Raw genomic sequence first — 13,056 nt, forward strand, 5'->3', positions numbered from 1 at the left:
CAGGACAACAGGTGCACCAAGGGCGGAGGACGGAGGATGCGGCGCTTCGGGGAACGGGTCAGGCCCGGCAAACGCTACCGTCAACGGCCCGGCGCCTACGCCGTGCTGCTGCAGGGGCACCGGATGCTGGTCACCCACCAGGCCGAGCCGGTGCCGGAATACCAGCTGCCGGGCGGCGGGATCGATCCCGGCGAATCACCGCTGCGGGCGCTGCACCGCGAAGTCTTCGAGGAAACCGGCTGGACGATCCGCGTCGGCCACCGGCTCGGCGCCTTCCAGCGCCTGACCTACATGCCCGAATACGATCTCTGGGCGCGGAAGGTCTGCCACATCTATCTTGCCCGCCCTGTGCTGCGACGCGGCCCCCCGCTCGAGCCGGGCCACAGCGCGGTATGGATGGACGCGGCCCGCGCCGCCGAGACACTCGGCAATTCGGGCGACCGGCACTTCGTGGCGGGGCTGCTGTCGCGGCTATGACCGGCTGCCCCCCGGTCCGTCGTATTCCAGCAGCAAGGCCGACATGTCGTCGGGCAGCACCGCGCCGGCATCGCGGCAGAGATCCCCGGCAAGCGCACCGAGAAACGCGGGGCCGGACAAGCCGGCATGCCGCGCGATAAGCCGAGCGAGGCCGTCCTCGCCCACCATCCGCCCCCCCGGCGCCGGGCACTCGGTCATGCCGTCGGAATAGACCAGAAGCCGGTCGCCCGGAGAGAGACACAGCTCCACCGTGCGGAACGCGGCATCCGCGACGAGCCCGATGGGCAGGCCGCCCTCGCCGAGAAACCGGATCGCGCCGTCCGGGCGGATCAGGGCCGGGTGCGGGTGGCCGGCCTGGACCAGGCTCAGACGCCCCGCGGCAAGATCGAGATCGCCGAGCAGAAGCGTCATGTAGTGATCGGCACCCAGCCCCTCGATCAGTTGGCGGTTCAGCCGCGCGGCGGCCTCGTGCGGCCGGCGCGGCAGGATTTCCCCGCCCGGACCGCGGCGCAGCGCGACGTTCTGCTCTGGGACCGCGCCGGACAGGAGACCGTGAAGCCGCGCGGTCAGCATCGCCGCGCTGACCCCGTGACCCGAAACGTCGAGCGCGTAGAGCCCGATCCGCCCCCGGCCGATCGGGTAATGGCCCACCAGGTCGCCGCCCACCTCGGAACAGGAGCGCAGCAGCAGCGACACCCTTGCCGCGCCGAAGTCGCAGAATCGCTTCGGCAGCAGCGCCTGCTGCAACCGCCCCGCCGCCCGCAGGTCGCGCGCCCGCGCCGCGCGGAGCGCACGCAGATCGCCCATCGCCGCCCGAACGGCACGGCGGGAGTCTATCCTGGCCTTTGCACCCACGTCTGTCCCCGCTTCCCCATGGCAGGCAGTGAGCCCGCCACGGGATTAAGATGCGGTGAAGCCGCCAATTTTCAGCGAAACCGCCGGGCCGTCAGATCAGGAACTGGGCCAGCACCTCGTCGTCGGTGATGTCCTGGTAGACGAAGCCGGCCGCGTCCATCCGCGCGAAGAGATGCGGGAAATCGTCGGCATCCTTGGTCTCGATCCCGATCAGGACCGAGCCGAAGTTCCGCGCCGACTTCTTGAGATACTCGAAACGGGCGATGTCGTCGCCGGGTCCGAGCAGGCTCAGAAACTCCTTCAGCGCGCCGGGGCGCTGCGGCAGGCGCAGGATGAAATATTTCTTCAGCCCGGTGTAGCGCAGCGCGCGTTCCTTGACCTCCGGCAGCCGCTCGAAGTCGAAATTCCCGCCCGAGGTGACGCAGACAACGCGCTTGCCGCGGATATCGTCGGCCATGTCGACCAGCGCATCGACCGACAGCGCCCCGGCGGGTTCCAGCACGATGCCCTCGACGTTGAGCATCTCGATGATCGTGGCGCAGATCCGGTCCTCGGGCGCGGCGTAGACATGGGCCGGGTCGGCGGCGCCCAGGACCGCGAAGGTCTCGGCGCCGACCTGCGCCACCGCTGCGCCATCGACGAAGCTGTCGATCTTTGGCAGGCGCACGGGCCTGCCCGCGGCCAGCGCGGCAGCCAGGCTGGCGCCGCCGCACGGCTCGACGAAGCGCAGCGCCACCCCGGGCGCGGCGTCCGCGAGGTAGGACATCACCCCGGCCGACAGCCCCCCGCCGCCGACCGGCAGCACGACGATGTCGGGCGGCGTCTCCATCTGGGCGAGCATTTCCACCGCGACGCTGGCCTGCCCCTCGATCACGTCGGCATCGTCGAAGGGTGACAGGAAATGCGCGCCGATCTCGCGACAATGGGCCTGGGCGGCGGCCAGCGTCTGGTCGAAATAGTCGCCCGTCAGCTCGATCCGCACCTTGTCGCCGCCGAACTTTCGGGTCTTGTCGATCTTCTGCTGCGGCGTGGTCACCGGCATGAAGATCGCGCCCTCGACGCCGAAATGGCGGCAGACATAGGCCACGCCCTGGGCGTGGTTCCCGGCACTGGCGCAGACGAAGCGGTCGGCCATGCCCCCGGCGAGAACCTTGGAGATCGCGTTGAAGGCCCCGCGCAGCTTGTAGCTGCGCACGGGCGTCAGATCCTCGCGCTTGAGGAATATGTCGGCGCCGAAACGATCCGACAAATGGTCATTGCGGCCGAGCGACGTCGGCTCGAAAAGCTGGCGCAGCGCCTGTTCGGCCTTCTCGGCGCGGTCCATGAATGCGGTCACGGTCGATTGTCCCTCGCACGGCCCCGATGGTCCGTCCGCGATAGCACGGCCGCGACCGCCCCGCCAGTTCGCCGGTTGCGCCCGCGCCGGTCTGACACACGGGCCGGCGCCGGCGCGGGCTTGCCGCGCCCCCGGAAAGGCAATAGACCCGGCGACGGTCTTCAATCCGGAGGTTCCCTCATGTCCGCGCCCAAGAAAGTCGTCCTCGCCTATTCCGGCGGTCTCGACACCTCGATCATCCTGAAATGGCTTCAGACCGAATATGGCTGCGAGGTGGTGACCTTCACCGCCGATCTCGGCCAGGGCGAAGAGCTGGAACCTGCCCGCAAGAAGGCCGAGATGCTGGGCGTCAGCGAGATCTACATCGAGGACCTGCGCGAGGAATTCGTGCGCGACTTCGTCTTCCCGATGTTCCGCGCCAACGCGGTCTACGAGGGGCTCTACCTGCTTGGCACCTCCATCGCGCGGCCGCTGATCTCCAAGCGGCTGGTGGAGATCGCCGCCGAGACCGGCGCCGACGCGGTCGCCCACGGCGCCACCGGCAAGGGCAACGACCAGGTCCGCTTCGAACTGGCCGCCTATGCGCTCGATCCCGACATCAAGGTGATCGCGCCCTGGCGCGAATGGGACCTGACGAGCCGCACCCGGCTGATCGACTTCGCCGAGAAGCACCAGATCCCGATCGCCAAGGACAAGCGCGGCGAGGCGCCGTTCAGCGTGGACGCGAACCTTCTGCACACCTCGTCGGAGGGCAAGGTTCTGGAAGACCCGGCAGAGGACGCGCCCGACTACGTCTACCAGCGCACCGTGAACCCCGAGGACGCGCCGGACACCCCCGAATACGTCGAAATCAGCTTCGAGAAGGGCGACGCCGTGTCGATCGACGGCCAGCCAATGAGCCCGGCCGAGATCCTGACGAAACTGAACGAGCTCGGCGGCAAGCACGGCATCGGCCGGCTGGACCTCGTGGAGGGACGCTTCGTCGGCATGAAATCGCGCGGCATCTACGAGACCCCTGGCGGCACGGTGCTGCTGGAAGCGCATCGCGGGATCGAGCAGATCACGCTGGACCGCGGCGCGGCGCATCTCAAGGACGAGATCATGCCGCGCTATGCCGAGCTGATCTACAACGGCTTCTGGTTCTCGCCCGAGCGCGAGATGCTGCAGGCGCTGATCGACAAGAGCCAGGAGCACGTCACCGGCACGGTTCGGCTGAAACTTTACAAGGGCCTCGCCCGCACCGTCGGCCGCTGGTCCGCGCACAGCCTCTATTCCGAGGAGCACGTCACCTTCGAAGAGGACGCCGGCGCCTACGACCAGAAGGACGCGGCCGGTTTCATCAAGCTGAACGCGCTGCGGCTCCGGCTGCTCGCGATGCGGGACCGGCGGCTGCGCTGATGGCCGCCCTGCCCGATCGCCGGGCGCGCGCGTTCCTCGCCGCGCAGGACCGGGTCTGGGCCGAGGTGCGACGCGAGCTGGCGGCGGGGCGCAAGACGAGCCACTGGATCTGGTTCGTCTTCCCGCAGCTGGCGTCGCTCGGTCGGTCCGAGCGCGCGAAGTTCTACGGGATCGCCGATTTCGCCGAGGCCGAAGCGTATCTCGCGCATCCCACCCTGCGCGCCCGGCTGGTCGAGGCATCCGGGCTGATGCTGGATCATGCCGGTGCCGACCCCGCGGCAATCCTGGGCGGGATCGACGCCGCCAAGCTGCGCTCCTCCATGACGCTCTTCGCGGCGGTGCCCGGGGCGCCGGACGTGTTCGCACGGGTGCTGGAGGCTTTCTACGGCGGGGTGCCTTGCCCGCGCACCGCGGCCGAGATCTCAACCTGACGGGGCGAGTTTGACCGCGGCAAGCCGCTCATAGGCCGGCAGCGCGGCGTCCGCGATGCGGGCGTAATCGCCGTCAAGCTCCGGCAGCGGCCCCTCGGGGCCGGCGAAGCCGGTGCTGCGATGCACCGCCCCGTACCAGACCGGCGCCCAGACCCCGTCATCAGGATGACCGCCGGCAGGCCAGGACAGCATCCGGTCCGTGTAGTCGAGCCCGATCGCCGCACAGAGCGCACGCAGCATCGTCTCCGGGGCGCGTCGGATATCGGCGGAATCGATGACAACGGGGGGCTGTCCGCTTGCCTCGGCCAGCTGGTCGAACAGCTCCGCCTGCTGCAGGAAGCCGATATCGCCCAGTGTCGCCGCCTCGTACTTGGCGGCGAAACTGGCCAGTACCCGGGCGGGATGGCGGATCAGGAAGACATTCGTGACCTGCATCATCCAGTCCCGCGGCATGGCCGGGATCATGTGCTGGCACATATGCTTCTGGTAAAAGACCGCCTGACCACCGGGCGCCGGCCCGGCAAGCCGTTGTGCAACCCGGGCCGGGTCGGTCTCGCCCGCCGCGATGATCTCCGCGCGCATGGGATGCGCAAGTCCGGTCACGGAAAGATACGCGGCGTAGAAGGGCTCGTCCCATACGGCGGTGTCGCCGCGCGCGGCGAAGGCATACATCAGCGCGGTCGAGAGATTCCGCGGCCCCGACCACATGGCGATGTTCATGCGCCGTCCCCCGGGGAAAGCGGCGCCCGCCGTCCGGCGGTGCCCCCGCCCGAGGCTTCAGACCCGGCCGCGCGGGGGCTCATCGCGCCACGAGGTCCTTGTAGGCCTGCCGGATCCGCGCCGTGACAGGCCCCATCCTTCCGTCGCCGATCGGGCGACCGTCGATTTCCGACACCGGCGTCTGCGCGCCGAAGGTGCCGGTCAGGAAGGCCTCGTCGGCGCCATAGGCTTCGACCAGGGAGAAGTTCTTCTCGAAGACGGGGATGCCCGCGGCGCGGCAGATCTCGATCACCTTGCCCCGCGTGATGCCCTTCATGCAGTAATCGCCCGTCGAGGTCCAAACCTCGCCGCCGCGGACGATGAAGAAGTTGCAGGCATTCGTCGTGTTCACGAAGCCGTGGACGTCGAGCATCAGCGCCTCGTCCGCGCCCGCCTTCTCGGCGGCGATGCAGGCCAGCACGCAGTTGAGCTTGGAATGGCTGTTCAGCTTGGGGTCCTGGCTCATGGGCAGGCCCCGGATATGGGGCACGGTCGCCAGCCGGACCGGGCGCGGCAGCGAGGGTCGGGAATGCTCCATGATGATGACGAAGGTGGGCCCCGACCGCGACAGGGACGGGTGCTGGAACGGCCGGACCTTGACGCCGCGGGTGACCATCAGCCGGGCATGGGCATCGGTTTCCATCCTGTTGGCGCGGCGCGTTTCCTCCAGCGCGGTCACGATCTCGTCGCGGCTGCGCCCGATCTCGAGGTCGAGCGCCTTCGCCGCCTCGAACAGCCGGTCGAGATGTTCATCCAGGAAGCTCCAGCGCCCGTCATGGAGCCGCAGCCCCTCCCACACGCCGTCGCCCAGCATGAAGCCCGAATCATAGACGGAGACGACCGCCTCCGCCCGCGGCACCAGCCGCCCGTCCACATGGATCAGGATCGCCGCGTTGCGCGGATCGTCCTCGGCCTGGTGCGTGGTGATACGCTCTGTCATGCGATCCTCCTCGTGGCGAGGGTAGGCATCCGGGCCGGCGGGGCCAAGCTGAAACAAAGCTCAATGCCCCGTGACCTCACGGCGTTGTCAGTTGAGTGTGCGGTCCGGACTGCCCCACCCTCGCCTTCGGAGGACGAAACCATGCAGATCACCCCGCATCTCAACACCCTGAAAAGCGCCGCGCTGGTCGCGGCCATGACCCTCGCGGTGCTGCTCAACTGCGAGCGGGCACGGGCGGACGATATCCAGACCGCGATCTTCGCCGGCGGCTGTTTCTGGTGCGTCGAGGCCGATTTCGACAAGGTCGACGGCGTGAAGGAAACGGTTTCCGGCTATACCGGCGGCGACGTGAAGAACCCCAGCTACAAGCAGGTGACCCGCGGCGGCACAGGCCATTACGAGGCGGTCCGGATCACCTTCGACGCCGACACGGTGTCCTATCGCCGACTGGTCGATCTCTTCTTCCGGTCGGTCGATCCGACCGATGCCGGGGGCCAGTTCTGCGACCGCGGCGAGAGCTATCGCACGGCGGTCTTCGCGCTCGACCCGGCACAGGCACAGGCCGCGAAGGCCGCCAAGGCAGAGGCCCGCGCCGAACTCGGCCAGGAGATCGTGACGCCCATCCTGGACGCCGGCACCTTCTGGAAGGCCGAGGACTATCACCAGAACTACTACCAGCGGGACGATCGCGTGCTCACGCGCTTCGGCTGGATCCCGATGTCCAAGGCCTATGACCGCTACCGCGATGCCTGCGGGCGCGACCAGCGGGTGCGCCAGCTCTGGGGTGCGGACGCCCCCTTCGTCAAGACGGGGTCCTGAGCCGGCCGGGGCTCAGGTAAACCGGTTGTCGCGGGGGAAGCCGCGCGGCGCCATGCGCCCGGCACTGGCACGCTTGCCCATCCATTCATCGAGCGCGGTCTCGGTGCGGCGGCGCCCGGCCGGATCGTGCCAGGACAGCCCGTCGGCCATATCGAAGGTGGTGGCGTCCGACAGGCCGCCATCCTTGAATTTCTGCAGCCGGACGCCCTTGCCGCGCGCCATGTCGGGCAGCTCGGAAATCGGGAAGATCAGGACCTTGCGGTTCTCGCCGACACAGGCGACGTGATCGCCCGCCACGGGCTTGCAGACCTGCGCCTTGACGCCGGCGCGCAGGTTCAGCACCTGCTTTCCCGCCCGCGTCTGCGCGGCGATCTCGTCCTCGGTCACCAGGAACCCGTCGCCCGCATCCGAGGCGACCAGCAGCTTGCGCCCCGGGCGGTGGATCAGCAGCGTGACGATATCGGCCTCGTTGGGCAGGTCCACCATCAGCCGCACCGGCTCGCCCATGCCGCGCCCGCCGGGAAGGTTGGCGCAGGAAATCGTGTAGGCGCGCCCGTTCGTGCCGAAGAGCAGAAGCCGGTCGGTGGTTTCGGCGTGGAAGATGAAGCGGCCCTCGTCGCCATCTTTGAACTTGAGGTTGCCGTCGAGCGCCACATGCCCCTTCATTGCCCGGATCCAGCCCATCCTGGAGCAGACGACCGTGATCGGTTCGCGCTCGATCATGGCCTCGATCGGGACCTCCTCGGCCTCGGTCGCCTCGGCGAAGCTGCTCCGCCGCGCGCCGCCCGGCGCGTCGCGGCCGAACTGCTTGCGGGTCTCGCGCAATTCCTCGGCGATGCGGGCCCATTGCCGATCCTCGACCTCGAGCAGATCCTCGAGCTCGGCGCGTTCCTCCATCAGGCGGTCGCGTTCGGCGCGCAGTTCCATTTCCTCGAGCTTGCGCAGGCTCCGGAGGCGCATGTTCAGGATGGCCTCGGCCTGGACCTCGGTCAGCGAGGGTTCCTCGTCCTCGGGGATCTCGCGGCCGTCGAGCGGCGAGACGTAGTCGGCCTCCGAGGCGGCCTTGACGTGATCGCCGCCCCAGTCCTCGAACATCAGCGCGCGCTTCACCTGGTCGTCATAGCGGATGATGTCGATCACGCGGTCGAGGTTGAGGAAGGCCACGATCAGGCCCTCGAGCACCTCGAGCCGATGGTCGATCCTGTCCATCCGGTGCTGCGACCGGCGCAGGAGCACGTCGCGGCGGTGATCGAGGAAGGCGCGCAGCACCTCCTTGAGCGAACAGACCTTCGGCGTGCGCCCATCGATCAGCACGTTCATGTTCAGCGACACCCGCACCTCCAGATCGGAGTTGCGGAACAGCGTGTTCATCAACACGTCCGGGTCCACGTTGCGCGAGCGCGGCTCGAGGATCATGCGGATCTCGTCGGTGCTCTCGTCCCGGATATCGGCCAGGATCGGCACCTTTCGGGTCTGGATCAGCTCGGCCAGCTTCTCGATCAGTTTCGACTTCTGGACCTGGTAGGGGATCTCGGTGACGACGATCTGCCACTGCCCGCGCGGCAGCTCCTCGACCTGCCAGCGGGCGCGCAGGCGGAAGCCGCCGCGCCCCGTTCGATAGGCCTCGAGAATGGTTTCGCGCGGCTCGACGATGACACCGCCGGTCGGAAAGTCGGGGCCGGGGATGTGCTCGATCAGCGTTTCGTCGCGGGCGTTCGGCGCCTTGATCAGATGCAGGCAGGCGTCGATCAGCTCGTGGATGTTGTGCGGCGGGATGTTGGTGGCCATGCCCACCGCGATCCCGCTTGCGCCGTTGGCCAGCAGGTTCGGGAACCGCGCCGGCAGGACGACCGGCTCGGTCAGGGTGCCGTCGTAGTTCGGGCGGAAATCGACCGCGTTCTCGTCCAGCCCTTCCATCAGGGCCTCGGCGGCGGCGGTCAGGCGGGCCTCCGTGTAGCGGCTGGCCGCCGGGTTGTCGCCGTCGATGTTGCCGAAATTGCCCTGCCCGTCCACCAGCGGGTAGCGGACGTTGAAATCCTGCGCCAGCCGCGCCATCGCGTCGTAGATCGCGGCGTCGCCGTGGGGGTGGTAATTCCCCATCACGTCGCCCGAGATCTTGGCCGACTTGCGGAAGCCCCCCGTCGAGGACAGCTTGAGCTCGCGCATGGCGTAGAGAATGCGCCGATGCACCGGCTTCAGCCCGTCGCGCGCATCCGGAAGCGCCCGGTCCATGATGGTCGAGAGCGCATATTGCAGGTAGCGCGCGCCGATGGCCCGGCGCAGCGGCTCGGCCAGTTCGGCGGGCTGGTCGCCCGCCACGATGTCGTCGGTCCCGTCACTCATGGCAACGGGTGTAAATCCATGCGCCCCGCCGGTCCAGCGCCAAACGCGGCGCGGGCCGCGGTTGCCCCCGACGGCCGGCGCGGCTAGGTCTTGCACAGCGCTTGAAAGGCCCGTTATGACCCAGCGATCCGTTCTCATTACCGGCTGTTCCTCGGGGATCGGGCTCGATGCGGCCCGGGGGCTGCAGGCCCGCGGCTGGCGCGTTTTCGCGACCTGTCGCCAGGAAGCCGACTGCGCCCGTCTCCGCGAGACCGGGCTCGAGAGTTTCCGCCTCGACTACGAGGATCCCGACAGCATCGCCGCGGCGGTCGAGGAGACGCGCGCGCGCACCGGCGACAGGCTCGATGCGCTTTTCAACAACGGCGCCTACGCGCTGCCGGCGGCGGTCGAGGACCTGCCAACCGACGGGCTGCGCGCGATTTTCGAGGCCAATTTCTTCGGCTGGCACGAGCTGACCCGCCGGGTCATCCCGGTGATGCGCGCCCAGGGCCACGGGCGGATCGTGCAGTGTTCCTCGGTGCTCGGCTTCTCGGCCATCAAGTGGCGCGGGGCCTACGTGGCCACGAAATACGCCCTGGAAGGCCTGACCGACACGCTGCGGCTCGAGATGCGCGACACGCCCATCGCCGTCATCCTGATCGAGCCCGGCCCCGTGACCTCGAGGATCCGCGTGAACTCGCAGCCACATTTCGAACGCTGGATCGACTGGGAAAACTCGCCCCGCGCGGACCAGTACCGCGCCAGCCTGCTGAAACGGCTCTACCGCGACGCCGGCACGCCCGACCGGTTCGAGCTGCCGCCATCAGCGGTAACGCGGAAACTGGTCCACGCGCTGGAAAGCCCGCACCCGCGGCCGCGATACTACGTGACGACGCCAACCTATCTGGTCGGGACCCTGCGCCGGCTGCTGCCGACCCGCGCGCTTGACCGGGTGCTGGCCCGCGGCTGAGCCCCGCGCGGAATTTTCGCGTTCGCTTTTCGCGCGGGGCCCGCTACATCGGGCCCAAGACCGAAAGGAGCCCTCATGGCCAACGATCCCCTGTTCTACGTCGTCGCCGCGGCGGTGCTGCTGGTGCTGGTCATCCTGATGATCGGCATCGCCGGCTTCGCCAAGGGCGGCGAGTTCAACCGCAAGCATTCCAACCGGATCATGCGCTACCGAATCGTGGCCCAGGCCGTCGCGATCGTGGTGATCCTCATCTTCGTCTTCATCCGCCGCATGGGAGGCTGATCACATGGTCGTTCTGAACAAGATCTACACCAAGACGGGCGACGCCGGGGAAACGGCGCTCGGCAATGGTGCGCGGGTCGCCAAGCATTCGATGCGGGTGATCGCCTACGGCACGGTGGACGAGACCAACGCGGCCGTGGGGCTGGCACGGATCCATGCCGAGGGCCTGCTGGACGAGCAACTCGCCCGCATCCAGAACGACCTCTTCGACCTGGGGGCCGATCTCTGCCGTCCGGACATGGCGCGCGACCACGAGGCCGAGTACCCGCCGCTGCGCATGGTCGAAAGCCAGGTGAAACGGCTCGAGGCCGAGATCGACGAGATGAACGCCCGCCTCGAGCCGCTGCGCAGTTTCATCCTGCCGGGCGGTTCTGCCCTGGCGGCGCATCTGCATCACTGCCGCACCGTGTCGCGCCGGGCCGAACGCCTCTCGGTGGAGCTGGCGACCATGGAGGATATCAACGCGCATGCGGTCACCTATCTGAACCGGCTGAGCGACTGGTTCTTCGTGGCCAGCCGCATCGCAAACGACGAGGGCCGTGCCGACGTGCTCTGGGTGCCGGGTGCGAACCGCTGAGCCGCCGCGAGGCCGCCGCAACCCGTCCCGCGGCGCTGGCGGCCCACCGCGCGTCGATTTTGCCCTGTTTTCCCCCCGGCGATTTCAGTAAACGGGTGCGGACGATTGCAGGACGGCCCCGCCTGCCGGCAGGGCGACACATCCAAGGGAGAGACGCGGAATGAAGGTTCTGGTGCCTGTCAAACGCGTGATCGACTACAACGTGAAGGTCCGCGTGAAGGCGGACGGCTCGGGTGTCGATCTCGCCAATGTGAAAATGTCGATGAACCCCTTCGACGAGATCGCCGTCGAAGAGGCGATCCGCCTGAAGGAAGCCGGCAAGGCCGACGAGGTCGTGGCCGTGTCCATCGGCGTCAAGCAGGCGCAGGAGACGCTGCGCACGGCGCTCGCCATGGGCGCGGACCGCGCGATCCTGGTCGTCGCCGCCGACGACGTGCATACCGACATCGAGCCGCTCGCCGTCGCCAAGATCCTCAAGGGCGTGATCGACGAGGAACAGCCCGGGCTGGTGCTGGCCGGCAAGCAGGCGATCGACAACGACATGAACGCCACCGGCCAGATGCTGGCGGCGCTGCTGGGCTGGTCGCAGGCCACCTATGCAAACGACGTCGAGATCGAGGGCGACCATGCCGTCGTCACCCGCGAGGTCGATGGCGGCCTGCAGACCGTGAAGGTGAAGATGCCCGCCATCATCACCACCGACCTGCGCCTCAACGAGCCGCGCTACGCGTCGCTGCCGAACATCATGAAGGCCAAGAAGAAGCCGCTCGACGAGAAGACACCCGGGGATTACGGCGTCGACGTCGCGCCGCGGCTCGAAATCGTCACGACCACGGAACCCGCGGCCCGCAAGGCCGGCGAGATGGTCGGCTCGGTCGACGAACTGCTCGAGAAGCTGAAGAACGAAGCGGGGGTGATCTGATGGCTGTCCTTCTTCTCGCAGAACTGAACGGCACCGACCTGGCCACCGACGCCACCGCCAAGGCGGTGACCGCGGCCAGGGACCTGGGCGAGGTCACCATCCTCTGCGCCAGCGAGGGCTGCGGCGGCGCGGCCGAGGCCGCGGCCAAGCTCGACGGCGTGGCCAAGGTCCTTTGCGCCGATGACGCGCTCTACGGGCACGGCCTGGCCGAGCCGGTCGCGGATCTCGTGGTCAGCCTCGCGGACGACTACGAACATATCGTCGCGCCCGCCACCGTCTCGGCCAAGAACATCATGCCGCGCGTCGCCGCGCTGCTGGACGTCATGGTGATCACGGACATCACCGCGGTCGTCGACGGCGCCACCTTCGAGCGGCCGGTCTATGCCGGCAACGCGATGCAGACGGTCAAGAGCTCGGACGCCAAGAAGGTCGTCACGATCCGGACCTCGACCTTCGACGCCGCCGGCGAGGGCGGCAGCGCCGCGGTCGAGAAGATCGGCGCGGCCGGCGATCCGGGCCTGTCGGAATGGGTCGAGGACAAGGTCGCCGAGAGCGACCGTCCGGAACTCACCTCGGCCAAGATCGTGGTCTCGGGCGGCCGCGGCGTCGGCTCGGAGGAGAATTTCGATATCGTCAAGCAACTCGCCGACAAGCTCGGCGCGGCGGTCGGCGCCTCCCGCGCGGCGGTCGATTCGGGCTACGCGCCGAACGACTGGCAGGTGGGCCAGACCGGCAAGGTCGTGGCCCCGGATCTCTACATTGCCTGCGGCATCTCGGGCGCGATCCAGCACCTGGCCGGCATGAAGGACGCCAAGGTGATCGTGGCGATCAACAAGGACGAGGAGGCGCCGATCTTCCAGGTCGCCGATTACGGCCTGGTCGCCGATCTCTTCGACGCCGTGCCGGAACTGACCGGCAAGCTCTGAGGCCTGCGCTTCGGAACGGCAATTCGAAAGGCCCGCCCCCGG

At 68.4% G+C, this 13,056-nt stretch carries 14 protein-coding genes; 9 read left to right on the plus strand and 5 right to left on the minus strand.

What is annotated here, in order from left to right:
- The first annotated feature begins 36 nt into the window (after positions 1–36).
- Positions 37–477: an NUDIX hydrolase gene (locus ACQ5SP_RS09815; protein ID WP_430938188.1), complete on the plus strand. Its 441-nt coding sequence runs from the start codon at positions 37–39 to the stop codon at positions 475–477.
- Here the strand turns inward: ACQ5SP_RS09815 and ACQ5SP_RS09820 are convergent.
- Both ACQ5SP_RS09820 and ilvA read right to left on the minus strand, forming a co-directional pair.
- Positions 472–1,284: a PP2C family protein-serine/threonine phosphatase gene (locus tag ACQ5SP_RS09820; protein WP_430938189.1), complete on the minus strand. Its 813-nt coding sequence runs from the start codon at positions 1,282–1,284 to the stop codon at positions 472–474. The two genes, ACQ5SP_RS09815 and ACQ5SP_RS09820, sit on opposite strands and share 6 nt — an antisense overlap.
- A gap of 139 nt (positions 1,285–1,423) precedes the next feature.
- Entirely contained in the window at positions 1,424–2,668 is a 1,245-nt protein-coding gene (ilvA, locus tag ACQ5SP_RS09825; protein ID WP_430938190.1) for a threonine ammonia-lyase IlvA, read from the minus strand.
- A 180-nt stretch (positions 2,669–2,848) separates the two neighbouring features.
- Here ilvA and ACQ5SP_RS09830 point away from each other — a divergent pair, with 180 nt between their 5' ends.
- Entirely contained in the window at positions 2,849–4,066 is a 1,218-nt protein-coding gene (locus ACQ5SP_RS09830; protein ID WP_430938191.1) for an argininosuccinate synthase, read from the plus strand.
- Positions 4,066–4,497 carry a DUF1810 domain-containing protein gene (locus ACQ5SP_RS09835; protein ID WP_430938192.1) on the plus strand — a complete coding sequence of 144 codons (432 nt, stop codon included), beginning with the start codon at positions 4,066–4,068 and terminating at the stop codon, positions 4,495–4,497. The genes ACQ5SP_RS09830 and ACQ5SP_RS09835 overlap by 1 nt, the downstream gene beginning before the upstream one ends.
- Here ACQ5SP_RS09835 and ACQ5SP_RS09840 read toward each other — a convergent pair.
- Both ACQ5SP_RS09840 and ACQ5SP_RS09845 read right to left on the minus strand, forming a co-directional pair.
- A complete protein-coding gene (locus ACQ5SP_RS09840; RefSeq protein WP_430938193.1) occupies positions 4,489–5,217 on the minus strand; it encodes an HAD family hydrolase in 729 nt (242 codons plus the stop codon). The two genes, ACQ5SP_RS09835 and ACQ5SP_RS09840, sit on opposite strands and share 9 nt — an antisense overlap.
- A 79-nt stretch (positions 5,218–5,296) precedes the next feature.
- Entirely contained in the window at positions 5,297–6,196 is a 900-nt protein-coding gene (locus ACQ5SP_RS09845; protein WP_430938194.1) for a D-amino acid aminotransferase, read from the minus strand.
- Between the two features lie 141 nt (positions 6,197–6,337).
- Between ACQ5SP_RS09845 and msrA the strand changes: the two genes are divergently transcribed.
- Positions 6,338–7,015 carry a peptide-methionine (S)-S-oxide reductase MsrA gene (msrA, locus tag ACQ5SP_RS09850; RefSeq protein WP_430938195.1) on the plus strand — a complete coding sequence of 226 codons (678 nt, stop codon included), beginning with the start codon at positions 6,338–6,340 and terminating at the stop codon, positions 7,013–7,015.
- Between the two features lie 12 nt (positions 7,016–7,027).
- Here the strand turns inward: msrA and ACQ5SP_RS09855 are convergent, their stop codons facing one another.
- The gene (locus tag ACQ5SP_RS09855) at positions 7,028–9,358 is read right to left on the minus strand and encodes a DNA topoisomerase IV subunit A (protein WP_430938196.1); all 2,331 of its coding nucleotides are present in this window, start codon (positions 9,356–9,358) and stop codon (positions 7,028–7,030) included.
- A gap of 115 nt (positions 9,359–9,473) precedes the next feature.
- On the opposite strand from ACQ5SP_RS09855, the gene ACQ5SP_RS09860 reads away from it, so the two are divergent.
- From ACQ5SP_RS09860 to ACQ5SP_RS09880, 5 genes are all read left to right on the plus strand, one after another.
- A complete protein-coding gene (locus ACQ5SP_RS09860) occupies positions 9,474–10,307 on the plus strand; it encodes an SDR family oxidoreductase (RefSeq protein WP_430938197.1) in 834 nt (277 codons plus the stop codon).
- A gap of 75 nt (positions 10,308–10,382) precedes the next feature.
- Positions 10,383–10,589 (plus strand): twin transmembrane helix small protein, encoded by a 207-nt coding sequence (locus ACQ5SP_RS09865; RefSeq protein ID WP_430938198.1) that lies wholly within the window; start codon positions 10,383–10,385, stop codon positions 10,587–10,589.
- 4 nt (positions 10,590–10,593) lie between these two features.
- Complete coding sequence (locus ACQ5SP_RS09870) at positions 10,594–11,166, plus strand: cob(I)yrinic acid a,c-diamide adenosyltransferase (protein ID WP_430938199.1); 573 nt, start codon at positions 10,594–10,596, stop codon at positions 11,164–11,166.
- Between the two features lie 160 nt (positions 11,167–11,326).
- Positions 11,327–12,088 carry an electron transfer flavoprotein subunit beta/FixA family protein gene (locus ACQ5SP_RS09875; RefSeq protein ID WP_430938200.1) on the plus strand — a complete coding sequence of 254 codons (762 nt, stop codon included), beginning with the start codon at positions 11,327–11,329 and terminating at the stop codon, positions 12,086–12,088.
- On the plus strand, positions 12,088–13,014 hold the full coding sequence (locus tag ACQ5SP_RS09880; RefSeq protein ID WP_430938201.1) for an electron transfer flavoprotein subunit alpha/FixB family protein: 927 nt from the start codon (positions 12,088–12,090) through the stop codon (positions 13,012–13,014). The genes ACQ5SP_RS09875 and ACQ5SP_RS09880 overlap by 1 nt, the downstream gene beginning before the upstream one ends.
- Positions 13,015–13,056: the final 42 nt, after the last annotated feature.

The sequence above is a fragment of the Rhodovulum sp. YNF3179 genome (assembly GCF_050586465.1).
Classification (GTDB): domain Bacteria; phylum Pseudomonadota; class Alphaproteobacteria; order Rhodobacterales; family Rhodobacteraceae; genus CAJXYS01.

Excerpts from the sequence above, each read along its gene's own strand:
- ACQ5SP_RS09815 (WP_430938188.1), top strand. The coding sequence starts at position 37 with ATGCGGCGCTTCGGGGAACGGGTCAGGCCCGGCAAACGCTACCGTCAA.
- ACQ5SP_RS09820 (WP_430938189.1), bottom strand. The coding sequence starts at position 1,284 with ATGGGCGATCTGCGTGCGCTCCGCGCGGCGCGGGCGCGCGACCTGCGG.
- ACQ5SP_RS09830 (WP_430938191.1), top strand. The coding sequence starts at position 2,849 with ATGTCCGCGCCCAAGAAAGTCGTCCTCGCCTATTCCGGCGGTCTCGAC.
- ACQ5SP_RS09835 (WP_430938192.1), top strand. The coding sequence starts at position 4,066 with ATGGCCGCCCTGCCCGATCGCCGGGCGCGCGCGTTCCTCGCCGCGCAG.
- ACQ5SP_RS09840 (WP_430938193.1), bottom strand. The coding sequence starts at position 5,217 with ATGAACATCGCCATGTGGTCGGGGCCGCGGAATCTCTCGACCGCGCTG.
- ACQ5SP_RS09845 (WP_430938194.1), bottom strand. The coding sequence starts at position 6,196 with ATGACAGAGCGTATCACCACGCACCAGGCCGAGGACGATCCGCGCAAC.
- msrA (WP_430938195.1), top strand. The coding sequence starts at position 6,338 with ATGCAGATCACCCCGCATCTCAACACCCTGAAAAGCGCCGCGCTGGTC.
- ACQ5SP_RS09855 (WP_430938196.1), bottom strand. The coding sequence starts at position 9,358 with ATGAGTGACGGGACCGACGACATCGTGGCGGGCGACCAGCCCGCCGAA.
- ACQ5SP_RS09860 (WP_430938197.1), top strand. The coding sequence starts at position 9,474 with ATGACCCAGCGATCCGTTCTCATTACCGGCTGTTCCTCGGGGATCGGG.
- ACQ5SP_RS09865 (WP_430938198.1), top strand. The coding sequence starts at position 10,383 with ATGGCCAACGATCCCCTGTTCTACGTCGTCGCCGCGGCGGTGCTGCTG.
- ACQ5SP_RS09870 (WP_430938199.1), top strand. The coding sequence starts at position 10,594 with ATGGTCGTTCTGAACAAGATCTACACCAAGACGGGCGACGCCGGGGAA.
- ACQ5SP_RS09875 (WP_430938200.1), top strand. The coding sequence starts at position 11,327 with ATGAAGGTTCTGGTGCCTGTCAAACGCGTGATCGACTACAACGTGAAG.
- ACQ5SP_RS09880 (WP_430938201.1), top strand. The coding sequence starts at position 12,088 with ATGGCTGTCCTTCTTCTCGCAGAACTGAACGGCACCGACCTGGCCACC.